At 69.7% G+C, this 22,601-nt stretch carries 24 protein-coding genes; 13 read left to right on the forward strand and 11 right to left on the reverse strand.

The window, feature by feature from the left end; translation table 11 throughout:
- The first annotated feature begins 113 nt into the window (after window positions 1-113).
- The 10 genes from ACSYGO_RS03360 to ACSYGO_RS03405 all read left to right on the forward strand — a co-directional run bounded on the left by ACSYGO_RS03360 (window position 114) and on the right by ACSYGO_RS03405 (window position 11,988).
- Window positions 114-1,481 (forward strand): extracellular solute-binding protein, encoded by a 1,368-nt coding sequence (locus ACSYGO_RS03360; RefSeq protein ID WP_460385710.1) that lies wholly within the window; start codon window positions 114-116, stop codon window positions 1,479-1,481.
- 58 nt (window positions 1,482-1,539) lie between these two features.
- Window positions 1,540-2,457, forward strand: a complete 918-nt coding sequence (locus tag ACSYGO_RS03365) for a carbohydrate ABC transporter permease (RefSeq protein ID WP_426680399.1) — start codon at window positions 1,540-1,542, stop codon at window positions 2,455-2,457.
- A gap of 1 nt (window position 2,458) precedes the next feature.
- On the forward strand, window positions 2,459-3,352 hold the full coding sequence (locus ACSYGO_RS03370; protein ID WP_460385711.1) for a carbohydrate ABC transporter permease: 894 nt from the start codon (window positions 2,459-2,461) through the stop codon (window positions 3,350-3,352).
- A 62-nt stretch (window positions 3,353-3,414) separates the two neighbouring features.
- On the forward strand, window positions 3,415-4,932 hold the full coding sequence (gene arfA / locus ACSYGO_RS03375) for an arabinosylfuranosidase ArfA (RefSeq protein WP_432187983.1): 1,518 nt from the start codon (window positions 3,415-3,417) through the stop codon (window positions 4,930-4,932).
- A 238-nt stretch (window positions 4,933-5,170) separates the two neighbouring features.
- Complete coding sequence (locus tag ACSYGO_RS03380) at window positions 5,171-5,644, forward strand: carboxymuconolactone decarboxylase family protein (RefSeq protein WP_432174331.1); 474 nt, start codon at window positions 5,171-5,173, stop codon at window positions 5,642-5,644.
- Window positions 5,645-5,925: 281 nt separating this feature from the next.
- A complete protein-coding gene (locus tag ACSYGO_RS03385; RefSeq protein ID WP_426680403.1) occupies window positions 5,926-6,822 on the forward strand; it encodes an RNA polymerase sigma-70 factor in 897 nt (298 codons plus the stop codon).
- 170 nt (window positions 6,823-6,992) lie between these two features.
- Window positions 6,993-8,228 (forward strand): NAD(P)/FAD-dependent oxidoreductase, encoded by a 1,236-nt coding sequence (locus tag ACSYGO_RS03390; RefSeq protein WP_460385712.1) that lies wholly within the window; start codon window positions 6,993-6,995, stop codon window positions 8,226-8,228.
- 172 nt (window positions 8,229-8,400) lie between these two features.
- On the forward strand, window positions 8,401-10,101 hold the full coding sequence (locus ACSYGO_RS03395; RefSeq protein WP_426680515.1) for an FAD-binding protein: 1,701 nt from the start codon (window positions 8,401-8,403) through the stop codon (window positions 10,099-10,101).
- Window positions 10,102-10,230: 129 nt separating this feature from the next.
- Window positions 10,231-10,977 carry an SDR family oxidoreductase gene (locus ACSYGO_RS03400; RefSeq protein ID WP_426680405.1) on the forward strand — a complete coding sequence of 249 codons (747 nt, stop codon included), beginning with the start codon at window positions 10,231-10,233 and terminating at the stop codon, window positions 10,975-10,977.
- A gap of 381 nt (window positions 10,978-11,358) precedes the next feature.
- The gene (locus ACSYGO_RS03405) at window positions 11,359-11,988 is read left to right on the forward strand and encodes a sigma-70 family RNA polymerase sigma factor family protein (protein WP_460385713.1); all 630 of its coding nucleotides are present in this window, start codon (window positions 11,359-11,361) and stop codon (window positions 11,986-11,988) included.
- Between the two features lie 250 nt (window positions 11,989-12,238).
- On the opposite strand, the gene ACSYGO_RS03410 is transcribed toward ACSYGO_RS03405, so the two are convergent.
- From ACSYGO_RS03410 to ACSYGO_RS03455, 10 genes are all read right to left on the reverse strand, one after another.
- A complete protein-coding gene (locus ACSYGO_RS03410) occupies window positions 12,239-12,895 on the reverse strand; it encodes a fasciclin domain-containing protein (RefSeq protein ID WP_460385714.1) in 657 nt (218 codons plus the stop codon).
- 67 nt (window positions 12,896-12,962) lie between these two features.
- Window positions 12,963-14,594, reverse strand: a complete 1,632-nt coding sequence (locus tag ACSYGO_RS03415) for a molybdopterin-dependent oxidoreductase (RefSeq protein WP_426680408.1) — start codon at window positions 14,592-14,594, stop codon at window positions 12,963-12,965.
- 206 nt (window positions 14,595-14,800) lie between these two features.
- Window positions 14,801-15,217: a gas vesicle protein K gene (locus tag ACSYGO_RS03420; RefSeq protein WP_426680409.1), complete on the reverse strand. Its 417-nt coding sequence runs from the start codon at window positions 15,215-15,217 to the stop codon at window positions 14,801-14,803.
- Window positions 15,214-15,447: a gas vesicle protein gene (locus ACSYGO_RS03425; RefSeq protein WP_426680410.1), complete on the reverse strand. Its 234-nt coding sequence runs from the start codon at window positions 15,445-15,447 to the stop codon at window positions 15,214-15,216. The genes ACSYGO_RS03420 and ACSYGO_RS03425 overlap by 4 nt, the downstream gene beginning before the upstream one ends.
- Window positions 15,444-16,271 (reverse strand): GvpL/GvpF family gas vesicle protein, encoded by an 828-nt coding sequence (locus ACSYGO_RS03430; RefSeq protein ID WP_435223447.1) that lies wholly within the window; start codon window positions 16,269-16,271, stop codon window positions 15,444-15,446. The genes ACSYGO_RS03425 and ACSYGO_RS03430 overlap by 4 nt, the downstream gene beginning before the upstream one ends.
- On the reverse strand, window positions 16,264-16,698 hold the full coding sequence (locus tag ACSYGO_RS03435) for a gas vesicle protein (protein WP_426680412.1): 435 nt from the start codon (window positions 16,696-16,698) through the stop codon (window positions 16,264-16,266). The genes ACSYGO_RS03430 and ACSYGO_RS03435 overlap by 8 nt, the downstream gene beginning before the upstream one ends.
- 20 nt (window positions 16,699-16,718) lie before the next feature.
- Complete coding sequence (locus tag ACSYGO_RS03440; protein ID WP_426680413.1) at window positions 16,719-16,973, reverse strand: gas vesicle protein GvpG; 255 nt, start codon at window positions 16,971-16,973, stop codon at window positions 16,719-16,721.
- Window positions 16,974-16,990: 17 nt separating this feature from the next.
- Window positions 16,991-17,704 (reverse strand): GvpL/GvpF family gas vesicle protein, encoded by a 714-nt coding sequence (locus tag ACSYGO_RS03445; RefSeq protein ID WP_435223444.1) that lies wholly within the window; start codon window positions 17,702-17,704, stop codon window positions 16,991-16,993.
- Window positions 17,705-17,706: 2 nt separating this feature from the next.
- On the reverse strand, window positions 17,707-18,192 hold the full coding sequence (locus ACSYGO_RS03450) for a gas vesicle structural protein GvpA (protein WP_460385715.1): 486 nt from the start codon (window positions 18,190-18,192) through the stop codon (window positions 17,707-17,709).
- A 31-nt stretch (window positions 18,193-18,223) separates the two neighbouring features.
- Entirely contained in the window at window positions 18,224-18,583 is a 360-nt protein-coding gene (locus tag ACSYGO_RS03455) for a gas vesicle protein GvpO (protein WP_460385716.1), read from the reverse strand.
- 148 nt (window positions 18,584-18,731) lie between these two features.
- On the opposite strand from ACSYGO_RS03455, the gene ACSYGO_RS03460 reads away from it, so the two are divergent.
- Together ACSYGO_RS03460 and ACSYGO_RS03465 are read left to right on the forward strand one after the other, a co-directional pair.
- Complete coding sequence (locus tag ACSYGO_RS03460; protein WP_460385717.1) at window positions 18,732-19,553, forward strand: histone protein; 822 nt, start codon at window positions 18,732-18,734, stop codon at window positions 19,551-19,553.
- 3 nt (window positions 19,554-19,556) lie between these two features.
- Window positions 19,557-20,540 (forward strand): SRPBCC family protein, encoded by a 984-nt coding sequence (locus ACSYGO_RS03465; protein ID WP_460385718.1) that lies wholly within the window; start codon window positions 19,557-19,559, stop codon window positions 20,538-20,540.
- Window positions 20,541-20,998: 458 nt separating this feature from the next.
- Here ACSYGO_RS03465 and ACSYGO_RS03470 read toward each other — a convergent pair whose 3' ends face one another.
- Window positions 20,999-21,385 (reverse strand): RidA family protein, encoded by a 387-nt coding sequence (locus ACSYGO_RS03470; protein WP_426680419.1) that lies wholly within the window; start codon window positions 21,383-21,385, stop codon window positions 20,999-21,001.
- 72 nt (window positions 21,386-21,457) lie between these two features.
- Here ACSYGO_RS03470 and ACSYGO_RS03475 point away from each other — a divergent pair, with 72 nt between their 5' ends.
- The gene (locus ACSYGO_RS03475; protein ID WP_460385719.1) at window positions 21,458-22,366 is read left to right on the forward strand and encodes a LysR family transcriptional regulator; all 909 of its coding nucleotides are present in this window, start codon (window positions 21,458-21,460) and stop codon (window positions 22,364-22,366) included.
- Window positions 22,367-22,601 lie beyond the last annotated feature (235 nt).

Genomic DNA, 22,601 nt, shown 5'->3' on the forward strand with positions numbered 1-22,601 from the left:
AAGTACAACGTTGGAAACTTCTCGGCCCGATCCATTCGGAGCCGCTTCAAATCAACGATTACAACGTAGAACCCAATGCCCCCGGGCCAGCCGCTGTGGAAGGACGCACACTCATGCCGGAGCGAACCGGGCACGTCCCACCCTCGGCGCCGTCACGGCGTCTCCTCCTGCGGTCGGCGCTCGCGCTGGGGACGACCGCCGCCGGCGCCACCCTGACCGGCTGCGGCAACACGCTCGCCCAGGGATTCACCGGCGGCGCGCCCGCGTCGGCCCGGCTGAACTTCTGGAATCCGTTCACCGGTGGCGACGGAGCACGCATGGTCGCCATGGAGAAGGCCTACGGTGCCGAGCACCCCGGCACGACCCTGAAGTCCTCCACCTTCGTGTGGGGCAACCCGTACTACACCAAGCTCACGCTGGCCACGCTCGGCGACCGCCCTCCCCAGGTCGCCGTCGCCCACCTGTCCAAGGTGCCGACACTCGCCGAGGCCGGCCTGCTCACCGAGCTCGCCCCCGAGGCGCTGGCCCGGCACGGCATGACGGCCGAGCGGTTCGACGCCAAGCCCTGGGCCAAGGCGCATCTCGACGGCTCGCTCTACGCGGTGCCGCTCGACACGCATCCCTTCGTCCTGTACTTCCGCACGGACATCGCGAAGAAGGCTGGACTGCTCGACGGCAGCGGGCAGTTGACCGCCATCGACGGTCCCGACCAGTTCATCGACGCGATGAAGGCGGCCAAGGAGGTCACCAAGAACTGGGGCGGCTCGGTGGCGGCCATCAAGGACGCCTCCACCCAGTACCGGCTCTTCCTCTCCCTGTACCACCAGCTGACCAGCTCTCCCCTGGTCACCGACCAGGGCAGGCGCGTCGGCATCGACACCGGCGCGGCCGAGGAGGCGCTCGCCTACATCCGGCGCATGACCGTCGAGGAGAAGGTCCTGCCCACCGGCGTCGACGGCCCCGGCGCCATCACGCTCCTGACGACCGGCAAGGCCGGCTTCCTCATGGACGGCGTGTGGCAGGTGGTGGCCGTGCAGGACGCGAAGGTCGCCTTCGACATGCGGCCCTTCCCCCGCATCTTCACCGAGCGCCCCTACGCGTGCTTCGCCGATTCGCACGCCCTGGTGCTGCCCAAGGCGCCGTCCGCGAAGGCGCAACGCCTCGACACTTCCTTGGAGTTCGTGCGCGCGATGCTCGGGTCGAGTCAGCTCTGGGCGGAGGGCGGCCATGTGCCGGCCTGGCTGCCCACGCAGCGCTCGGCCGCCTACAAGAAGCTGGTCCCGCAGTCGCACTACGCCGCTGCCGCCGACGGAGCCGTCTACGACCCGGTCGCCTGGTACGGCGGAGCGGGCAGCACCCTGCAGATCGTGGTGGGCGACGCCGTCACCTCCGTGTTCACCGGCGCCAAGAGCCCCCGGGCGGCAGCCGCCGCGATGCGTGCGCGGCTGCGCAAGCAGGCGGACACGGCGTCCCCCGTCTGAGCGGCACCGCACGGCACCGCTCCCCGACACCCCTGGACTTCGCAAGAAAGGTCTGCCCGTGGCTGCCACCGCACTGTCAGCTTCCGCCGCCTCTCCACCGACACGAACGATCCGCTGGGCCGGTCCCGCCATGATGGCCCCCTTCGCGGTCCTCTACGCCCTCTTCCTCGTCGGCCCGCTCCTCTACATGCTCGTGGCGAGCTTCTTCGACACCTCCCTCCTCAAGGGCGGACTGGGGCACTGGGTCGGGTTCGCCAACTACGGGGACGCGCTGAGCGATCCGGAGTTCTGGCGCACGCTCAAGCACATCCTCTGGTTCACCGTGCTGACCACGGTTCCCCTGGTGCTGCTCAGCCTCGTCCTCGCGGTCCTCGTCGACCGGTTCGTGCGCGGCCGGTGGTTCCTGCGGTTCGCGTTCTTCGCGCCCTTCCTGATCCCGTCCGCCGTGGTGTCCCTGCTGTTCATGTACATCTACGCGGACCAGGTCGGCCTCGCCCAGGACGCGGTCAAGGCCGTCGGGGTGGACACTCCCCCGTCCTGGCTCGGCGACCCGGACTGGACCATGGTGTCCATCGCAGCCGCGACGGTGTGGTGGACGATCGGCTTCAACTTCGTGCTGTACCTCGCCGGCCTCCAGGACATCCCGCGCGAGGTGCACGAGGCCTCGGCCATCGACGGTGCCGGACCCTGGCAGCGCATCCGGCACATCGTCGTCCCGCTGCTGGGCCGCACCACGGTGCTGGTGACGGTGCTTCAGGTCATCGCCTCGCTGAAGGTGTTCGACCAGATCTACATGATGACCGGCGGCGGGCCCGACGGTGCCACGAAGCCGACCCTGGAACTCATCTACGACACCGGCTTCACCGAGGGCCGGGTCGGCTACGCGTCCACGCTGTCCATGCTCCTCTTCGTGGTGATCCTGATCGTCTCCGCGGTCTGGTTCGCCCTCGTCCGCCGCGCCGAGAGGGACCAGTGATATGACCGCGATACTCACCGAGCAGCCCGCGGCGACACAGCAGCCCGCCACATCCGCCGTCACGGGCCGCACCCGTGACTCCGAGAAGCTCTTCAACCGCATCGAACTGGGCGTGGTGATCGCCCTGGCCGTGCTGTGGCTCGTCCCGCTGCTCTGGGCGCTGGCCACCTCCGTCCGGCCCGCCCAGGAGGTCATCACCGACCCGACGGGCTGGTTCACCGCCCACCCCACCCTGAGCGCGTACGGCGATCTCTTCGCCAAGGGCAAGCTGCCCTACTGGTACGCCAACAGCTTCATCACGTCCGCGCTGACGACCGTCCTCACCATCGTCGCCGGTTCACTGGCCGCGTTCGCCCTGTCCCAGACGAGGTTCCGCGGACGCCGCACCATGTACCTGCTGCTCCTCGCCGGACTCATGGTCCCCGGACAGGTGCTGATGATCCCTCAGTTCCTGACGCTCCAGGAGGCGGGGCTCCTGAACACCTACTGGGGCGTGGTCCTGCCCCAAGTCCCCAACGTGGTGGCCGTGTTCGTCTTCAAGCAGTTCTTCGACGGCATTCCCCGCGAACTCATCGACGCCGCCCGCGCGGACGGTGCCGGATACCTGCGCACCTACTGGCAGATCGTGATGCCGGTGTCGAAGCCCGTGGTGTCCGCGGTGTCGATCTTCGTCTTCGTCGGTGTCTGGAACAACTTCCTGTGGCCCCTGCTGGTCGTGACCGATCCGGAGATGATGACGCTCCCCGTCGGACTCACCTCCGTCCAGGACGTGTTCGGCGTCCCCTACGCACAACTCATGGCGTCCTGCGTGCTCGGCGCCATCCCGCTGATCGCCGTGTTCACGCTCTTCCAGCGGCACATCGTCGAAGGCATCCAAGGCACGGGACTCAAGTGACCGCTGCACCGCACCGGTCCCCAGCCGTTCATCGCCCCGCACACCCGAAAGAAAGGCACCCCATGCACACCGCCCGGTTCATCATCGACCCGGAGTTCTCCATCGCCGATGTCGACCGGCGTCTGTACGGGTCGTTCGTGGAACACATGGGACGCTGTGTGTACACGGGCATCCACGACCCGGAGCACCCCACCGCGGACGGGGCCGGCTTCCGCGGCGACGTGGCCGACCTGGTGCGGGAACTCGGCACCGGTCTGGTGCGCTACCCCGGCGGCAACTTCGTCTCGGGGTACCACTGGGAGGACGGTGTCGGACCGCTCGCCGAGCGGCCGCGACGCCTGGACCTCGCCTGGCGCTCGATCGAGACGAACCAGGTCGGCACGAACGAGTTCCTCGGCTGGGCCAAGGGCCTCGGCCTGGAGCCCATGATGGCCGTCAACCTCGGCACCCGTGGCATCGACGCCGCCCGCGCCCTCGTCGAGTACTGCAACCACCCCGGCGGGACGGCCTGGTCCGACCTGCGGATCAAGCACGGCGTCGCCGATCCGCACGGCGTGAAGCTGTGGTGCCTGGGCAACGAGATGGACGGCCCCTGGCAGACCGGGCACAAGACGGCGACCGAGTACGGACGCCTGGCCGCCGAGGCCGGCAAGGCCATGCGCCAGGTGGATCCGAGCATCGAACTGGTCGCCTGCGGCAGTTCGAACTCGACGATGCCCACCTTCGGCACCTGGGAGCGCGAGGTCCTGGAGCAGACGTACGACGAGGTCGACTACCTCTCCCTGCACGCCTATTACGAGGAACTGGACGGCGACCGGGCCAGCTTCCTCGCGTCGGGCGCGCACATGGACCGCTACATCTCGGACGTCGTGTCCACGGCGGACCACGTACGCGCGGTGCGTCACGCCAAGAAGCGCATCCGCCTGTCCTTCGACGAGTGGAACGTCTGGTACGCGGCCCGCTTCCCCGGGGAGCGGAACCTGGAGACCGCCGAGACACCGCGGCTGATCGAGGACACCTACAGCGTCACGGACGCCGTGGTCGTGGGCTCGTTGCTCATCACGCTGCTCCGCCACGCCGACCGCGTCGCCGTCGCGTGCCTGGCCCAACTGGTCAACGTCATCGCTCCGATCCGCACCGAACCGGGCGGGGCCTCCTGGCGTCAGACCATCTTCCACCCGTTCGCGCAGGCCGCCCGCTTCGCCACGGGCCGTGTGCTGCGTACGGAGATCAACGGCACCCGGATCGACACGGACCGGCACGGGGACGTCACCGCCCTGGACGCCGTCGTCACCCACGACGAGACGGACGGTTCCCTCACGGTGCTCGCCGTCAACCGCGCGCAGGACCGGCCGTTGAGGCTGGAAGCGGCGTTGCGGGGCCTCCCGGACGCCTACCGCCTGGAACGGCATCTGGTCCTCACCGACGACGACCACGACGCCGTGAACACCGAGGCGGAGCCGAACCGGGTGGTCCCGCGCCCGGCAACCGGTGCTCATGTCACCCCCGACGGGGTGCTGGAGGCCGAACTCGCGCCGGTCTCCTGGAACGTCATCCGTCTGGTCCGCGCGGACTCCTGACCCCGCCCGGGCCGTCCGGCACGACCCGCGGAGCCGGAGGCGGGCACACCCGCTTCCGGCTCCGGGCGGGGCGAGGCACCTCGCCGGATCACCCACGACCGGCCCGGCATCGGTCGTTCCCCTGCGCGGGCCGACGGTGCCACGACGTGGGAGACGCACGTCACACCCGTCTGCCTGTCACATTCAGCCGAGTTGCCCGGTCAGCAATGCGTCACTGCAACTCAGCCAGGAGATCGTCATGGAATCGCGTCTCAACTACTTCGGCAATGCCCTCGCGGGGAAGGTTCTGAAGCACATCAACTCGGCCGCCAAGGTGCTGTCGGAGTCGGGGCTGCCGGCCGCCACCCAGGAGCTGGTGAAGATCCGCGCCAGCCAGATCAACGGGTGTGGCTTCTGCACCGACATGCACACCAAGGAAGCCACGCTCGCCGGGGAGACCGCGGTGCGGCTCAACCTGATCGCCGCCTGGCGGGAGGCGACGGTCTTCACCGACGCCGAGCGCGCCGCGCTGGAGCTGGCCGAGCAGGGCACCCGGGTCGCGGACGCGGCCGGCGGCGTCAGTGACGAGGCCTGGGCCAACGCCGCCAAGTACTACGACGAGGACCAGCTCGTCGCGCTCATCTCCCAGATCGCCGTCATCAACGCGTACAACCGCATCAACGTGATCAACCAGCAGCCGGCGGGCGGCTACCGTCCCGGACAGTTCGGCTGAGCGATTCCGGCCCGGCCGGACACCCACGGTCCGTCTTCTCGTCGCCCCGGCCCACGACGAGAAGGCGGACTTCAGGTGTGGGCCGGTCCCACGGACCATGCGGCGGGCCGGCGGCCGGACGCGCCCGCCGCAAGGAAACAGAGGAATCAAGGGACCCCGGGCACTCGACGAGTGACCTCGTCAGCCCGCCATTCGCGGTCGTTGCACAGGCCATCCAGTGCCGTGGGCGCTCGGCTGTGGCGACTTGTAGCATGGTGATCTCGGGGTCTGAAGGGACGACCATGCACGCTGGGGACGACGCCGACTCCCTCGACCGGGCGACGAAGGATTTCCTGGCGGCGCGCCCGCAGCTCTTCGGTATCGCGTACCGCATGCTGGGCAGCTCCGTGGAGGCCGAGGACATCGTTCAGGAAGTGTGGGTGCGGTGGCAGAACGCCGACCGCACGGACATCCACGAACCGGCGGCCTTCCTGACGACCGTCACCACGCGTCTGGCCATCAACCATGCCCAGTCCGCCCGGGTGCGGCGCGAGTCGTACACCGGCCCGTGGCTTCCCGAGCCGGTCGACACCAGTCAGGATCCGCAGCTGGGCGCGGAGCGGGCCGAGGCGCTCGAACTGGCCGTTCTCGTGCTGCTCGAGAAGCTGAACCCGGTCGAACGCGCCGCTTACGTCCTGCGGGAAGCCTTCGACTATCCCTACAAGCAGGTCGCGGACATGCTGGACACGAGCGAGGCGAACACCCGCCAGCTCGTGAGCCGTGCGCGCAAACACCTGGCCGCCGAGCGCAAGGAGCAGGTCAGCCGGGCCGACCACCGACGCCTGCTGGAGGTGTTCGTCACCGCGGCTCAGACGGGCAATCTGACGGAGCTGGAGGATGTGCTCGCCGCCGATGTCGTCAGTTACGCCGACGGCAACGGAATGCGCGGCGCGTCGAGGGTTCCGGTCGTCGGACGCCCGCACGTCTCCAAGTACCTCGTTGCCTTCGCGCCGCGCTTCTGGCCCCAGGCGGACGTCCGGTGGGTCGAGGCCAACGGCCGGCCGGCCGCTCTCGTCACGTCCGGCGGGAACCCCATGGCCCTGCTGTCCATCGATGTGTCGGCGGACGGGATCGACCGTCTCATGTGGGTGCTGAACCCGGACAAGCTCGCGCCCTACATGGCCTCGCTGAACGGCTGAGCGCCGCTCTGGCACAGGGCTCGGCGCGGTCACCGCTGTTCCACCGGTCTCGCACCGCTGCCCGTCCCCCAATGGATGAACGGACCCCTGTCACAGGGCGCGCCGTCACGCCGTCACGCGGGTGCCCCTCCCACCATGGCTCACAGCATGCGGAATCCGAGAAGAGGAACATGACGTCCCCTGTGAACACCTTCGTGATCGTCGGAGGCGGTCTGGCCGCGGGCAAGGCGGCGGAGGCACTCCGGGAGCACGGCCACAACGGCCCGCTCCTCGTCATCGGCGACGAGCAGGAGCGCCCGTACATCCGGCCGCCGCTTTCCAAGGGCTATCTGCTGGGCAAGGAGAAGCGCGACTCGATCTTCGTGCACCCCGAGGACTGGTACGCGCAGCACGAGGTCGACCTGCTCCTGGGTACGAGCGTGCGCGCCGTCGACGCCGGGGCGAAGGAGGTGGAACTGGGGGACGGGCGTCGTGTGCCCTACGCCAAGCTGCTCCTGGCCACCGGTTCGTCCCCGCGCCGGCTGTCGGTTCCCGGGGCGGACCTCGACAACGTCCTGTATCTGCGGCGCGTGGGAGACAGCGAACGGCTGAAGGAAGCCTTCACCGCGGGTGCCAGGATCGTCGTGATCGGCGGCGGCTGGATCGGCCTGGAGACCGCCGCGGCCGCCCGGACCGAGGGGGCGGAGGTCACGGTGCTCGAACACGGGGACCTGCCGCTGCTGAAGGTGCTGGGGCGTGAAGCGGCTGAGGTCTTCGCCCGCCTGCACACGGACCACGGCGTCACCCTGCTCCCCCGCGCCCAGGTCGAGAGCATCACCGGGAGCGGCGGCCGAGTGGACGGCGTACTGCTCGCCGACGGCACCCGGCTGCCCGCGGACGCCGTGGTCGTCGGCATCGGTGCCGCGCCCAACGTCCAGCTCGCCCAGGAGGCGGGCCTGGAGGTGCGGAACGGCATCGTCACCGACGAGCATCTGCGGACGTCCGCGCCCGACGTCTACGCCGCGGGCGACGTCGCCAACGCCTACCACCCGCTGCTCGGACTGCACCTGCGCGTCGAGCACTGGGCCAACGCCCTCAACCAGCCCGGCACGGCCGCGCTCGGCATGCTCGGCCAGGACGCCGTCTACGACCGGCTGCCGTACTTCTACACGGATCAGTACGACCTCGGGATGGAGTACACGGGTTACGTGCCACCCGGCGGCTACGACCGTGTCGTCCTGCGCGGCGAGGCCGCCGAGCGGCAGTTCATCGCCTTCTGGATGTCCGGGAACCGTGTGCTCGCGGGAATGAGCGTCAATGTGTGGGACGTCATCGATCCGATCCGCTCCCTGATCCGGTCCGGGGCCGACGTCGACGACGCCCGCCTCGCCGATCCCGGAGTCCCCCTGGACGGCCTTCTCCCCTGAGGCCGGCCTTCCGTACCGGGGCGAGGGGACGACACCGCCGGTCGTCCCCTCGCCCCGGGAACGGGAAACCTCGGACGCCGCTGTCACAAATACCTCCGCCGCCCGGTCGTACTCGATGACGACCAAGTCGATCGGAGTAATCGTGGCTATCACCGAACAACGTATGTCCACCATGGTGCTGGTGATCGGTACCGGCGGAGCGGGCCTGCGGGCGGCGATCGAGCTGGCCGAGGCCGGTGTCGACGTCCTCGCCGTCGGCAAGCGCCCCAAGGAGGACGCCCACACGGCGCTCGCCGCCGGGGGTATCAACGCGGCGCTGGCCACGATGGACCCCGAGGACAGCTGGCAGCAGCACGCCGCGGACACCCTCAAGGAGAGCTACCTGCTCGGCGACCCCCGTACCGCCGAGATCGTCACCCGGGGCGCCGCCCTGGGCATCGACGACCTGGAGCGCTACGGCATGGCGTTCGCCCGGGAGACGGACGGCCGTATCTCCCAGCGGTTCTTCGGCGCGCACAAGTTCCGCCGCACCGCTTTCGCCGGTGACTACACCGGACTGGAGATCCAGCGGACGCTCATCAGGCGCGCGAGCCAGCTCGACATTCCGATGCTGGACAGCGTCTACATCACCCGGCTGCTGGTCCACGACGGCGCCGTGTTCGGGGCCTACGGCTTCGACCTCGCCAAGGGGACGCGCTACCTCATCCACGCGGACGCCGTCATCCTCGCGGCCGGAGGCCACACACGTATCTGGCGGCGCACCTCCTCCCGACGCGACGAGAACACCGGCGACTCGTTCCGGCTGGCCGTCGAGGCCGGGGCCCGGCTGCGCGACCCCGAGCTGGTGCAGTTCCACCCGTCGGGCATCATCGAACCGGAGAACGCGGCGGGCACCCTGGTCAGCGAAGCGGCGCGCGGTGAGGGCGGCATCCTGCGCAACGCGCTCGGCGAGCGGTACATGACCCGCTACGACCCCGAGCGCATGGAACTCTCCACCCGCGACCGGGTGGCCCTCGCCTCCTACACGGAGATCAAGGAAGGGCGGGGGACGGCCAACGGCGGAGTGTGGCTCGACGTCTCGCACCTGCCGCGGCAGACGATCATGACGCGGCTCCCCCGCGTCTACCAGACGCTCCTGGACCTGCAGATGCTGGACATCACGCGGGAGCCGATCGAGATCGCCCCCACGGCGCACTACTCGATGGGCGGCGTCTGGGTCCGGCCCGAGGACCACAGCACCGACGTCCGCGGCCTGTACGCCATCGGTGAGGCGGCGAGCGGGCTGCACGGCGCCAACCGTCTCGGCGGCAACAGTCTCATCGAGCTGCTCGTCTACGGCCGGATCACCGGACAGGCGGCGGCCGCCTACTCGGAGTCGCTGACCGCGCAGCCGCGGTCGGCGTCGGCGGTGGCCGAGGCCCGTGCGGAGATCGACGACCTGCTCGCCGCGGACGGCCCGGAGAACGTGCGTGCGCTGCAGCGCGCCATCCGCAACACCATGACGGAGCACGCCGGAGTGGTGCGTGACGAGGAAGGCCTGCGCGCCGGACTGGCGGAGCTCGCGGTGATCGAGAAGCGGATGCAGGACGTCGGAATCCATCCCGACATCGCCGGCTATCAGGACCTCGCCCATGCCTTCGACCTCAAGTCGGCGGCCCTGGCCGCGCGAGCCACACTGGAAGCAGCGGTCGAGCGTCGTGAGACCCGCGGCTGCCACAATCGAAGCGACTACCCGGACATGGACCCGGCGATGCAGGTCAACCTCGTGTGGTCCCCGGCGACCGGCGTCACCCGCGAGCCCGTCCCCGCCGTCCCGGACGAGATCTCCGCGCTGATGGAAGAGGTCTCGACCCGAGGAAAGCTCGTCGAGTAGCCCGCGCGGGTCCGGATGCGGCGCAGTGCGCCGCCGGCCTGCCCCCTTGCTCACGCCCGCGCACGGAGCGTGACGCGACACGTATGTCGCACTCGCAACACATGAAGACTCATCGAAAGGATCCTCGTCATGAAGGTCGTAGTCATCGGCGGAACCGGACTCATCGGCTCGAAGGTGGTCGCCAAGCTCAAGGAGCATGGACACGAGGCGGTGCCCGCCGCTCCCAACACGGGCGTCAACACCCTCACGGGTGAGGGTCTGGCGGAAGTCCTGAAGGATGCTTCGACCGTGGTCGACGTGTCGAACTCCCCGTCGTTCGCGGACGACGCCGTCATGGAGTTCTTCCGCACCTCGACGACCAACCTCCTCCGTGCGGAGGCGGAGGCCGGCGTGACCCACCATGTCGCGCTCTCCATCGTCGGCACCGACCGGCTCCCGGAGAACGGCTACTTCCGTGCCAAGGTCGCGCAGGAGGAGCTCATCAAGGCGTCGGGCATTCCGTTCTCCATCGTCCACGCCACGCAGTTCTTCGAGTTCGTGACGGGCATCGCCGACTCGGCGACCGAGGGCGACACGGTGCGGGTCCCCGACGCGAAGATCCAGCCCATGTACTCCGACGACGTGGCCGCCGCCGTGGCCGGCGCGGCCATGGACGCGCCCCTCGACGGTGTGGTGGAGATCGCCGGCCCCGAAGCGTTCTCGTTCGACGAGTTCATCCGTACGGGCCTCGCCGCCGGGAACGACCCCCGGACCGTGGTCGTGGATCCGCACGCCGAGTACTTCGGTTCCGAGCTCGAGGAGAACAGCCTCCTCCCCGGCCCCGGCGCGCACATCGCTGAGACCCGCTTCACCGACTGGCTCGCGCAGCGGAAGTAGTCGGCGGGTCGGCTCCGTCCGATGACCCATGCGAGAGGGCGGGTGACATGGAGTCACCCGCCCTCTTCGTCGGTCGGTCGATGGGCCGCCCGTGCCGCCTCCTCGATGTGTGACATCTCGATGGAAGAGCCTCGGCAGCGGGACTGTCGCCTCGCCCGGCAGTCACCGGCCCGAGGGCGCCCCGACTCGGGATCGGCCGATGTCACAAACGGCGTGGCTGTCCGGTCTGAATGGTTGAACGCACTGAGGGAGCAGGGAGGCCGTCCTCCAGGACGCATCCCACCGACGAGGCGCCGGGCCCGCTCCGGCCCTCGTGAACCGCACCGGGGCGATCGACGCGCGGCTGTGCCGCATGGTGCTGCGCGAAGGGAGGGATGCCGTATGCGGCATTCCGATGAGGCGACGCCGATCACGGAGCTGCTCGACGAGCGGAGAGACCTGCTGGCTCTCGTCCGCGGGATGCTGGGCAGCGGCGGCGAGCTCGACAGCGTCGTCGACGAGACCTATCGACGGTGGTACGAGCTGTCCGGTCCGGTGCGGGCACAGATCGCGGCGCCCGGCTCCTGGCTCACCAAGGTCGCCGGCGGCATCTGCCTGGCCCGGCTGGCACTGCCCGTCCCGGGGAAGGCCCCTGCCGGAAGGGGCATCGTGTGGCGGGCCGAGGCGGGGCCCGCCGAGCCGGTCGGCCCCGCGCGCCGCAGTCTTCGGAGGCGGCGCCTGGAGCCCACGACGCCGCAGCAGCACGATGCCGTCGTCCGTGCCGTCCGGCAGGCGTGTGCGGCCCGGGACGCGGTCGGTCTGGCGTCCTTGCTGGCGTGCGATGTCACGGCGTTCTTCGACGGCGGCGGCAAGATCCGTGCCCTGGTCGAGCCGGTGCACGGCAGTGATCAGGTCGCCCGCACCCTGCTGACACTGCTCTCCGGACACGCGCCCACCACACTGTCAACGGCAGGAGCGGACTGGTGGTGCGCTACGGCCACCAGGTGGCCGCGGTCATCGGCCTCGACGTGACCGGCCGTCATGTCGTGCAGGTGTGGGTCACCCTCAACCCGGACAAGCTCCGTTCCTGGAACCCGCCCGGCCCCGCGCCGCGCCCCTGCCCCGGACTCCGGCCATACGGACAGACGTCGACGTCGTGAGCACGGCGCCGGCAGGACGGTCGCAGGCCCCGGCTCAGGACGGTCGTGGGGCGGCCGGTTCGTCCCGGCCGCCCCGTCCCGTCACATGTCCCCCGCTGTGGGCCGGCGTCGGCCCTCACACGTCAGCTCTTGGGCATCAGGACGGTGTCGATGATGTACACATCGGCGTTGGCCGTCCTGACGTTGCCGCAGACGACCTTGGCGGAGTCGTTCACCGTGTAGGACTCTCCCGAGCCGGACGTCATGAGCTTGGACTTCTCCAGCGTGTCGAAGGAGCCGTTCTCCAGGTCCTTCGGAGCCAGCTTCCGGCCGACGACGTGGTAGGTGAGGATCTTCGTCAACTGAGCCTTGTCGCCGAGGACCTTGTCGAGCGTGGCCTTCGGGATCTTGGCGAACGCGTCGTTCGTCGGTGCGAACACCGTGATGTTCTCCGCGTTGTTGAGCGTGTCGACCAGACCCGCCTTCTTCACGGCGGACACGAGGGTGGACAGTGCCGGGTTGTTGGACGCCGCCGTGGCCACCGGATCCTTCGCCATTCCGTCGAAGGATCCCGCACCGCTCTTCGGCACCGACGAACACGCCGGTCCGAACGGCTCGTTCATCGCCGCGGGGCTGCTCGCGGCGTCGGACATGCCGTCGTCCGAGGCGGGCGCGGAGGACTTGGCGGCGGAGTCCGACTTGGCGGAGTCGCTGTCGTTGTCGGAACAGGCGGAAAGGGCCAGAGGCAGCACAGCGGCTGCGGCCAGGGTGACAACGGTACGACGGATACGGGTGTTCATCAGATCTCTCCTGTTGATGGACGCGGCGACTGCCGCTCGAACCGTGCGGAAAAGGGTCATGGGTGGGTCATTCGACGGTCACCACCGTGGAGTGCCATCCACTGGCGCCGTCGGGAGCGGTGCGGGTGCGCTCGTCGGTCTGCACCGCACCGGTGCGGTCGGTGGCGCGCACCGTGAGGGTGTGGCCGCCCTTGGTGGCCGTCCAGGCGAACGACCACTGCCGCCACGTGTCGCGGGAGTCCTCGGCCGCTAGCGTGGCGGTCTGCCAGGGCCCGTCGTCGACGCGGACCTCGACCTCGGCGATGCCGCGGTGCTGTGCCCAGGCGACCCCGGCGACCATCACCGTGCCCGCCTCGGGCCGGGCGAACGGCTTCGGTGTGTCGATGCGCGACTGCGTCTTGACCGGCGCCTGCCGCGCCCAGTCGCGCCGGACCCAGTACGGGTCGTACGCGTCGAACGTGGTGAGCTCGATGTCCTCGATCCACTTGCACGCCGACACGTAGCCGTACAGGCCGGGCACCACCATCCGGACGGGGAAGCCGTGTTCGAAGGGCAGTGGCTCGCCGTTCATGCCGAGAGCGAGCAGGGCGTCCCGGCCGTCCATCACGTCCTCGACGGGGCTGCCGATCGTCATGCCGTCCACGGAACGGGCCACCAACTGGTCCGCGGGACCGCCGTCGGACGGTGCCCGCACCCCGCACTCCGCCAGCAGGCCGGCCAGACGCACCCCGGTCCAGCGGGCGTTGCCCACGTACGGTCCGCCGACCTCGTTGGACACACAGGTCAACGTGATGTGCCGCTCAACCAGTTCACGGCGCAGCAGGTCCTCGAAGGAGAGCGTGACGGGCCGTCGTACGCCGCGGCCGTGGATGCGGAGCCGCCAGGCCCGCGCGTCCACCTTCGGCACCACCAGCGCGGTGTCCACCCGGTAGAAGTCCCGGTTCGGCGTCACGAAGGGGCTCACGCCCGCCACGCGTACCTGGGAGCCCTTGGGCACCGCCGAGGCCGGGGATCCGGGGGCGGGAAGGACCACCCGCTGCCGGGACGCCACGGCATCGCGGCCACGCCGTCCGTTCAGGGTGCGTCCGAGGACACCCGCGCCGGTGGACGCGGCGGCGGCAGCGGTCGCGGCGACGACGAAGCCGCGGCGGTCCCAGTCCTCACCCGAGGGCTCGCCTCCGGCCGGTGAGCCGGCGGCACCGGTACGGCCGACGTCGTCGGTGGCCCGGTCCGCCCGCCCGAGACGGCCGGCGAGCAGGTACAGGAGCAGGGCGCCGGCGGCCGCGCCGGTGAGTGACGGAAGGGCGTCGCCTAGACCGGTCGAGTCCGGACGGCCGGTCGCCGCGACCGCACCGACCCCGCCGAAGACCAGTACGCCGGCGGCGCCGGTGCGCCGGCGATGCACGGCGAGAACGCCCAGTGTCAGGGCGAACAGTGCCAGGATCGCGAGAATGCCGGCCTGGAGGACGACTTTGTCGCCGGTGCCGAAGTGGCGGACGGCCCAGTCCTTGACGGCAGCGGGTGTGCGGTCGATGGCCGCACCGCCGACAGCGACGACGGGGGACGCCTGGGGACGCACCGCGGCCGAGACCAATTCGGCGACACCCAGCGAGGCGAAGCCGGCCAGTGCGCCACTCAGTGCGCCCAGCGCCGTCCTTGTCCGCCGGTGTCGGCTGCGTGTCTTCTTCTCGTCCCTCACGTGGGGAATCCGGTCCGGGGCCGCAAGCGGATTGGTGGACTCCCCGATCGGATGAATGTTTCCTCCGGGCCAATCCGAACTGCTCGCGGCAACGGATGAATTGGGTCCTTCCCTGCGCAGACCGCCTTACCCGAAGGCACTCTTACCATCGGCGCGCGCGACGGCCGCGACCGACGCCGCCACGGCCCTCCCGGCCCTGCCGGGGCTCAGTCGGAGGGGCCCGGCGGCAGGAGCGTGCCGAGGGGGCCGAGGTCCAGATTGAGATCGTCCATGGTCAAGCCGTAACTGGCGCACAGCTCGTTCATGCGGTCGTGGAGGATCATGAGGGTGGCCCCCAGCCGTTCCTCCTCCTCCTCGGTGAGGTCCCCGCGGTCGACCCGGTGCAGCGCCTGCCGCTCCATGAGCTGGCGCAGCAGCTCGACCAGGGTGAGGACGAGCCTGACCAGATCGCGCTCGACGGTGTCGGGATCGGCGCTGATCCGGCGGGCCGGGCGGGGAGGCCCCTGCCGACGGGTCCGTGCGATGTCGTCCGGTACCGCGGGCAGCAGGCGGAAGGCCCGCTCGGCCGCGTCGGTGATCTCCCCGAGACGGTCGGGCGGACGCCCGCCCTCCGCGCCCGTCACGGCCCGGCCTCGGGACGTGCTGCCACGTCCCACGGCGACGGGTTCCGGTCGCTCACGGAGACGATCAGCGCGCGCAACGAGATGCGGACGAGGTCGATGTCGGCGATGGACAGCACCACGTCACCGGTGAGCACCACGCCGCCGCTCAGCAGGCGGTCGAGCAGGTCGATGAGGGCCACCTGGCGCTGCGCCAGGGGCTCGTCCGAAGGAGCCCGCTCGACCGGGTTCACGGCGCCCGGTCCGGTGCGGGGTTCTCCTCGCGCTCAGGGGCGGCGAAGGAGTACGGGGCCCAGGGCCCGGTGACTTCGATGCGTATGCCGGACAGTCCCTCCGCGGCATCGAGGATCTGCTTCCGGAAGTCCTCCGCCGTCCCACGCGCGACGAGATAGGCGTCGTTCACGACGTTCTCCCCGGCGCTCGCGGCGAGTTCGCCCTGCTGCACGCGGTGCCGGGCGTGACCGGCGGCCACGGCGCGGCCGATCGCCTCGACGCGCTCGGCAGCCTGCCGGGCGGCTTCGTAGCGCTCGTCCATCGAGTGCCGCTGGGCACGACGGGCGCGCAGGTACGCCCGCCCCGGGCTGAGGCCCTCGGCCGCGTCGGGCACGCCCGCGGCGTCGGGTACCGCGGTGTCGGACGGCGCCTCGACGTAGATCTTGACGCCCCACTCCAGATGCCCCGACAACCGGTCGAGGGCCTGGGAGAACACCACCGCGTCCTGCCGCAGCATCGCGCGTACGCGTTCGTCGTCGAGGTACACCGTGGCCAGGCGGAGGGGCAGCACGGTGGTGTGCGCGGCCAGCACCTCGATGACGGTGTGGTGGGCGCGCGCGACCGCTTCGAGCCACTCCAGGTCCTCCAGGTGGCGCCTGAGGGCGCTCTCCTGGAAGTCGGGGGCCGGCACCGGGCTCACCGCGGCCGCGAGGTCCTCCGCTCCGGTGCCCGCGGTCACGAGGCGGACCGGGGCCCGCGCGACGCCCTCCACCTCCGTCAGAACCGACGCGAGCCCGGTGGCGTCGCGCAGCACGGCGTAGGCGTAGGTGACCTGCTCAGCCATCGTCCGCCCTCCCGCGCCGTACGGTGGACGGCTTGGAACGACGGCGCTCGGGAGCGGTCGTCGTGTCCTCGTCGAGGGGCAGCTCCCGCTTCTCCTTGAGCGCCTCGATCTCCGCCCGCAGTCGCCGGTTCTCCTCCGCCAGCGACCTTTCGTCGTGCGCACGGGAGGACAGGGACGGATCGTGTTCCCACCAGTCGATGCCCATTTCCCGGGCTTTGTCGACGGAGGCGACGATCAGCCGGAGCTTGATGGTGAGCAGCTCGATGTCGAGCAGATTGATCCGTATGTCGCCCGCGATGACGATCCCCTTGTCGAGGACGCGTTCGAGGATGTCGGCCAGGTTCGCGGAGGAGCCCTGGCCGTAGCCGTACGGCGCCCCTGCCCGGGACGGGTACGAGCTCAGTCGGCCGGCAGGGGACTCCGACATGCGGTCACCTCGTTTCCCGTTCAGGGGGCTGTCTCGCCCCGCCGGTAGGCCGCGATCTCGTCCAGCCGGTCGAGGAGCTCGTCCTCCCGCTCCTCGAAGGTCTTCTGGTCGATGCGGCCTTCGAGCAGGTCCTTCTCCAGGTCGGCGAGTGCACGCTGCACGGGCTCCGGGTCGTAGTACTCCTGCTCGGCCGCCTCCAGGACGCGGTCGACGACCCAGCCCACGCCCCGCACAGGCGCCAACGGGAGGGTGACGATCTGGCTCAGCAGGCCCATGAGCAGCACCTTTCGGTTCAGACGAAGCTGTAGGGCGGCAGCGGTCCGTGCAGTCGGAACTCACACTCCTCGCCCAATTGGTTGGCCAGACTGATCTCCGTGGCCAGGAACATCTCCTCCTTGTCCTCGGCCACCAGGAAGGAGACGTTCAGGAAGTCCTGGCCACCGGGGGGTGACACACTTTCTTCGCGCGCGTACGGGCGCAACGCCTCGACGATGCCCGCGGCGAGCGCCTCCTGCTGCGTCTGGACGTCCTGCGCGATCAGTTCACCGAGCGCGATGGACATGGCGGGGGTGCCGGCACCGTCACGGATCTGCTGGTTCAAGGTCCGGGCTTCCTCCGACTCCGCGAGGATCCGGCGCAGCAGAGCGTCTTCGTCCCAGGAGGCCCTCAGGTGGTACTCGCTTCCGCCGTCCAGGCGGCTGAGCCGTTCCCGGTACTCCCCCGCCCGTTCCTCCAGGACGTCCCGCACCACCTGATCGTCGTCGGCCGTGAAGCCGAACCGCAGGGGCAGGATCGCCCCGTCGGCCATCAGCCGCTCCTGGACCCCCTGGTGCGCCATGACGTCGCGCCGCCGGGGACGCAGGTCCTCGGGGGCGTCGCTCACGACCGCGCACAGCTCTCCCGCCATCACCGTGCGCAGCCGACACGGGGGATCGCCGACGCCCGAGACGTCGTCGACAGGCAGGGGATGGTCCTTCGAGGTGATGGAGTAGACGTAGACGCCCATGCTCACTCCCTCTCCCGCCGCGCGGTGCGCCGAGCCGGCCGGCGCCGCTTCTGCCGGGGCTCCTCCTCGTACTCCGCTTCCTCCTCCTCCTCGCCTTCGCCGTCCTCCTCGTACTCCTCTTCGTCACCTTCGTCGTCGCGGCCGGTCAGGGACTCCCGCACGGCTTCGACGGCACCGGTCAGCGCACCCTTGGACTTGCCTTTCGCCCCACCCTCGGTGACCTCACCGACCAGGTCCGTGAGCTGGGAGGGCTGCTTGTTGCCGGACTCCAGGTCCAGGCGGTTGCAGGCCTCGGCGAAGCGCAGATAGGTGTCGACGCTGGCGACGACGATGCGCGCATCGATCTTGAGAATCTCGATGCCGACCAGGGACACGCGTACGAAGACGTCGATGACGAGGCCGCGGTCGAGAATCAGCTCCAGGACGTCGTACAGGGTCCCGGTACTTCCCCGCGAGACACTGCCTCCGCCTTGCGGCACCACGGTCATGGCGCCTCCCTTCGCCTCCCCTTCGTGCGAATCAGCCGCGCCGGTCGATCTGCCCACGCGTATAACGGCGGGTCCGCTCGTAGGCCACCAGGTCTCCCTCGTCATCGAGTGTCACGTGGTACGTGCCGATCACGCTGGTGGTCTCGGGGACCCGCTCCAGTTCGAGTACCTCGACATCCGCCTCCCACCCGTCCTCGGTCCGTTTGATCGCCGACACCGATTCGGGAACGCGCCCGAGCAGTTCTGCCAGTTGGCCCGCCGCGGATCGCATCGCCCAAGCCGCCGTGCGCTTGCCACGCTTCCGGGCGCCACCGCCGCTCGTGCGACGCGTGGCGCCACCGCGGGAGGGTCGTCGCCCGTTCCCGGTGCCGTCCTTCTCCGACGCGGCCATCTTCGGTACTCCGTCACTGGGGCGGCACTTCCCGGCATACAAAACGTACTATTTGAGTATATAGCCCCAAAAAGGTGAGCTGCGATGGGCCGCTTGAGGCCGTGCGTCGGCGTGCGCCCACGCGGCGGCTCTCCGGAGGGAATGACCGATGAACGATTCCACGAAGATCGCTCTCGCTGCCGCCGTCGCCGGCGGCTACGTCCTCGGCCGAGCCAAGAAGGGGCGACTCGCCTTCGCGATGGCCACCTTCATCGCAGGCCGTCGTTTCGGACTCGAACCGCAACAACTGCTCACGGAAGGCCTGCGCAGGCTCCAGGAACTGCCACAAGTCGCCGACCTGAACGAGCAGATGCGCGGCGAACTCAAGGACGCGGGACGTCAGGCGCTGGCCGCAGCGGCCGACCGCAAACTCGCGGACCTGGCGGACGTCCTGCACGAACGTACCGCGCGCATCGGGACCGACGACGGCCGAGCGGAGGAAGAGGAGTACGAAGAGGAGGAAGAGGAGGAGCCGGAGGAGGAAGAGGAAGAGGAAGAAGAAGCGGAGGAAGAAGCGGAGGAGCCCGAGTACGAAGAGGAGGAAGAGGAGGAAGAGGAGGAGGAAGAAGAGCCCGAGGAGGAACCGCCGACGGCCAAGAAGGCCGCGCCGAAGCGCAAGCGCCCCACCCGCCGTTCCGAACCGGCAGAGGAGAAGCGGGAGTCCGAGAGGCCCACACGTCGCCGCACCGCCAAGCGGCCCGCGCCACGCAAGGCGCCGGCCCGCAAGACCGCCACGAAGCGGCCGGCGGCCAAGAAGGCGCAGCCCGCCAAGAAGGCGCAGCCGGCCAAGAAGACCGCGGCGAAGAAGACCGCGGCGAAGAAGACGGCAGCCAAGAAGACCGCGGCGAAGAAGACGACGGCGAAGAGGACCGCCCCCAGGAAGAGCGCGGCGAAGAAGACCGCCAAGAAGGCTCCATCACGGCGGAGGTAGGCCATGGCCAGAACGGCGCAGGACACCGAGCGGGACGAGCCTTCCGGCCTCGACCGGTTGCGCGACGAGCTCAAGGACTACCTAGGCGCCCAGGTGGAGCATCTCGCGGATGTGGCGGGCGACAAAGTAGGTGACATCACCGACCAGTTGATGGACGTGGCCGACAGCGGTGGGACCCTTCCCAAGGTCGGCATGCGGGTCCTCCAGGGCGATTCGCCCATCAAGGCCCTGATCGGCGAGAAGGCGAAGAGCATCAAGGGATCCGTGACCGAGAAGGTCTCCGGCCTGTTCGGCGGGGGCAAGGGCAAGAAGTCCGGCACCACCAAAGTCACCACGATCATCGAGCACTTGGACGTCGGCGTCCCGATACGTGTCGCCTACGACCACTGGACCCAGTTCGAGAAGTTCAGCTCCTTCACCAAGGGCGTGCGCAGCGCGTCCAAGGGGGACGAGACGAGCAGCGACTGGAAGGTCAAGGTCGGGCCCTCCACCCGGTCCTGGAAGGCCACCGTCCAGGAACAGATCCCGGACGAGCGGATCATGTGGACCTCCGAGGGTGCGAAGGGCAGCACGCGCGGCTGCGTCACCTTCCACGAAGTGACGCCCACGCTCACCCACATCGTGATCGTCGTCGAGTACTACCCCTCCGGCTTCTTCGAGAAGACGGGCAACATCTGGCGCGCCCAGGGCCGTCGACTGAGGCTGGACGCCAAGCACTTCCAGCGCTACGTCACTCTCTCCGACGAGGAGCCGGACGGCTGGCGCGGCGAGATCCGCGACGGCGAGGTGGTGCGCAGCCACGAGGAGGCCGTCGAGGAGGAAGAAGCGGAGTACGACGAGGAAGAGCCCGAGGAGGAACAGGAGGGAGCGGAAGGCGAGTACGAGGAGGAGCCCGAGGAAGAGGAGGAAGAGGACGAGGACGAGGTGGGCGAGGACGCATACCCGGAGGACGAGGTCGAGTACGAGGACGAAGAAGAGGAGTCCTGAGGCCGCCCTCTCCGGTGCGCCACACGTGAGCGCCGAACCGGCCCCGACTGCCCGCCCGTTCCGCCCCTCCACTCACAAGACACGCAGGGGGAACGGCAGTTCGGGAGGGTCAGGCGGCTCCACGGTGTTGTTCGCGGCCCCGGTGCCGACCGTGGACCGATACGGAATCGTCCGCGTCAGGGACCACCCGCAGGTGACGGCGCCTGGCATGCCGCGGCGTCGGCGGACCACTGAGCATGCGGTCCTCGACGCGGTCCATCCCGTACAGCAGAAGTCCCAGCACCGGAAGCACCAGAAGCGCTACGGCTATCACCACACAGCCCCCTCCCGACCGACGGCGGATCCATCGGGTGCCCCCTTCTCCACCGGCCAACTACCGGTGGATGTGAAGGTCCGGTGACCACGTTCCGCCGACCGTCGGGCGCGAGCCGCGTACCTCGAAGCGGACCGTGCGGCCGCTAGGAGGGCCGTCGGGCGTACACCTCGATCTCGATCTTCATACGGGGGTCGGCGAGGCCGCACACGAGCATCGTCGCGGCCGGCCTGACCGCACCGAAGCGGCGTCGCAGGACCGGCCAGCAGGGCTCGAAGTCCTCGCGGTCGGGCAGCAGGTAACGCACCCTCACCACGTCGGCGAACGTGCACGTCGCCTCGGCCAGTGCGGCTTCGATGTTCCGCAGGCACTGCTCGGCCTGTTCCACCACGTCGCCGGAGATCGTCATGGTGGCGTAGTCGAACCCGGTCGTCCCGGACACATGAACCCGGTCGCCGTCGACCACGGCGCGGGCATAGCCGATCTGCTCCTCGAACGTCGAGCCACTGAGGATCGCGTGTCGCTGTGTCATGCGCCGAACGCTAAGCACCCGGCTCCGATACGTCCAATACAGCTGGAGAGATGAGCTGATATCTCTAGGCGTATGGATCGCCCCGAAATCCCCTTGCCGCAGCTGCACGCGTTCGTCGTGCTCGCGGAGGAGCTCCACTTCGGCCACGCGGCCGCCCGCCTCGGCATCGCCCAGCCGCCGCTGAGCCAGCAGATCCGCCGGCTGGAGGACAAGGTCGGCCACGCGCTGTTCAGCCGAACTCCCGGACGCGTCGCCCTCACACCGGCAGGCCGGGAACTGCTGCCGGCCGCACGAGGAGCCCTCACCGAACTCTCCGACGGACTGGCCGCGGCGCGGGCCGTCGGCAGCGGCCGGGCCGGCCGCCTGCGAATCGGGTTCGCGGCGTCGCTGGCCCTGACCGTGCTGCCGGGCCTGCTGCGCACGTTCCGGCAGCAGTTCCCGGACGTACACCTGGACATCCGGGAGATGACCACCGCGCCGCAGATCACCGCCCTGCACGACAAGGTCCTCGACATCGGCCTGCTGCGCGAACCCCCGGCCGACGAGACGGAGCTCAGCTTCCGGACCGTACTCAGCGAACCCTTCGTGGCCGTACTGCCGTCCGCTCATCCGCTGGCCGCCCAACGGACCGTGGATCTCGCACAGTTGGCGGACGACCCCTTCGTGCTGCTCCCCCGTGCGGTCGGGCCGCGGCTCTACGACCGGATCACCGGACTCTGCGCCGATGCGGGATTCACACCCAGGATCGCGCAGCACGCCGTGGAGTGGCAGACCGTGTGCGCACTGGTGGAAGCGGGCCTGGGTGTCTCCCTGGCCCCGGCGAGCATCCGGCGCATCCGCCTCAAGGGGGTCGCCTTCCGCAGGACGGAACCGGGTACCGCCCGTACACGCGTCGCCGTCGCCTGGCGGAGCGCCGACCGGAACCCCCTGGTCACGCATTTGACGACGGTCATCAGCCAGGAGCGGACGGACGGACCGTAGCGCGGACGGGCCACGGCTCTGGGTACGCCGCCAAAGGGCATGCCATCGCTTCCGTGCAGCTCGAACTCGCCGACGCCGCGCCTGAGTCGACGCGGCTCAGCGTGGGCGCACGCATCCTCACGGCTCAACAGGTGGATCTCACCGGGGCGGAGCCGTCGCCGGCGAGCCACTCATGGGTGGCGTCATGGCCCCGACGAGGGCGACTCCCATCCGAGCCGCTGTACGGTCCCCGAGC

This window comes from Streptomyces krungchingensis (assembly GCF_054729265.1).

Excerpts from the sequence above, each read along its gene's own strand:
- ACSYGO_RS03390 (WP_460385712.1), top strand. The coding sequence starts at position 6,993 with ATGACGTCCCCTGTGAACACCTTCGTGATCGTCGGAGGCGGTCTGGCC.
- ACSYGO_RS03380 (WP_432174331.1), top strand. The coding sequence starts at position 5,171 with ATGGAATCGCGTCTCAACTACTTCGGCAATGCCCTCGCGGGGAAGGTT.
- ACSYGO_RS03410 (WP_460385714.1), bottom strand. The coding sequence starts at position 12,895 with ATGAACACCCGTATCCGTCGTACCGTTGTCACCCTGGCCGCAGCCGCT.
- ACSYGO_RS03445 (WP_435223444.1), bottom strand. The coding sequence starts at position 17,704 with ATGGGCGTCTACGTCTACTCCATCACCTCGAAGGACCATCCCCTGCCT.
- ACSYGO_RS03470 (WP_426680419.1), bottom strand. The coding sequence starts at position 21,385 with ATGACACAGCGACACGCGATCCTCAGTGGCTCGACGTTCGAGGAGCAG.
- ACSYGO_RS03435 (WP_426680412.1), bottom strand. The coding sequence starts at position 16,698 with ATGTCGGAGTCCCCTGCCGGCCGACTGAGCTCGTACCCGTCCCGGGCA.
- ACSYGO_RS03430 (WP_435223447.1), bottom strand. The coding sequence starts at position 16,271 with ATGGCTGAGCAGGTCACCTACGCCTACGCCGTGCTGCGCGACGCCACC.
- arfA (WP_432187983.1), top strand. The coding sequence starts at position 3,415 with ATGCACACCGCCCGGTTCATCATCGACCCGGAGTTCTCCATCGCCGAT.
- ACSYGO_RS03465 (WP_460385718.1), top strand. The coding sequence starts at position 19,557 with ATGGCCAGAACGGCGCAGGACACCGAGCGGGACGAGCCTTCCGGCCTC.
- ACSYGO_RS03360 (WP_460385710.1), top strand. The coding sequence starts at position 114 with ATGCCGGAGCGAACCGGGCACGTCCCACCCTCGGCGCCGTCACGGCGT.
- ACSYGO_RS03395 (WP_426680515.1), top strand. The coding sequence starts at position 8,401 with ATGGTGCTGGTGATCGGTACCGGCGGAGCGGGCCTGCGGGCGGCGATC.
- ACSYGO_RS03370 (WP_460385711.1), top strand. The coding sequence starts at position 2,459 with ATGACCGCGATACTCACCGAGCAGCCCGCGGCGACACAGCAGCCCGCC.
- ACSYGO_RS03440 (WP_426680413.1), bottom strand. The coding sequence starts at position 16,973 with ATGGGCCTGCTGAGCCAGATCGTCACCCTCCCGTTGGCGCCTGTGCGG.
- ACSYGO_RS03475 (WP_460385719.1), top strand. The coding sequence starts at position 21,458 with ATGGATCGCCCCGAAATCCCCTTGCCGCAGCTGCACGCGTTCGTCGTG.
- ACSYGO_RS03405 (WP_460385713.1), top strand. The coding sequence starts at position 11,359 with ATGCGGCATTCCGATGAGGCGACGCCGATCACGGAGCTGCTCGACGAG.
- ACSYGO_RS03400 (WP_426680405.1), top strand. The coding sequence starts at position 10,231 with ATGAAGGTCGTAGTCATCGGCGGAACCGGACTCATCGGCTCGAAGGTG.
- ACSYGO_RS03385 (WP_426680403.1), top strand. The coding sequence starts at position 5,926 with ATGCACGCTGGGGACGACGCCGACTCCCTCGACCGGGCGACGAAGGAT.
- ACSYGO_RS03450 (WP_460385715.1), bottom strand. The coding sequence starts at position 18,192 with ATGACCGTGGTGCCGCAAGGCGGAGGCAGTGTCTCGCGGGGAAGTACC.
- ACSYGO_RS03455 (WP_460385716.1), bottom strand. The coding sequence starts at position 18,583 with ATGGCCGCGTCGGAGAAGGACGGCACCGGGAACGGGCGACGACCCTCC.
- ACSYGO_RS03460 (WP_460385717.1), top strand. The coding sequence starts at position 18,732 with ATGAACGATTCCACGAAGATCGCTCTCGCTGCCGCCGTCGCCGGCGGC.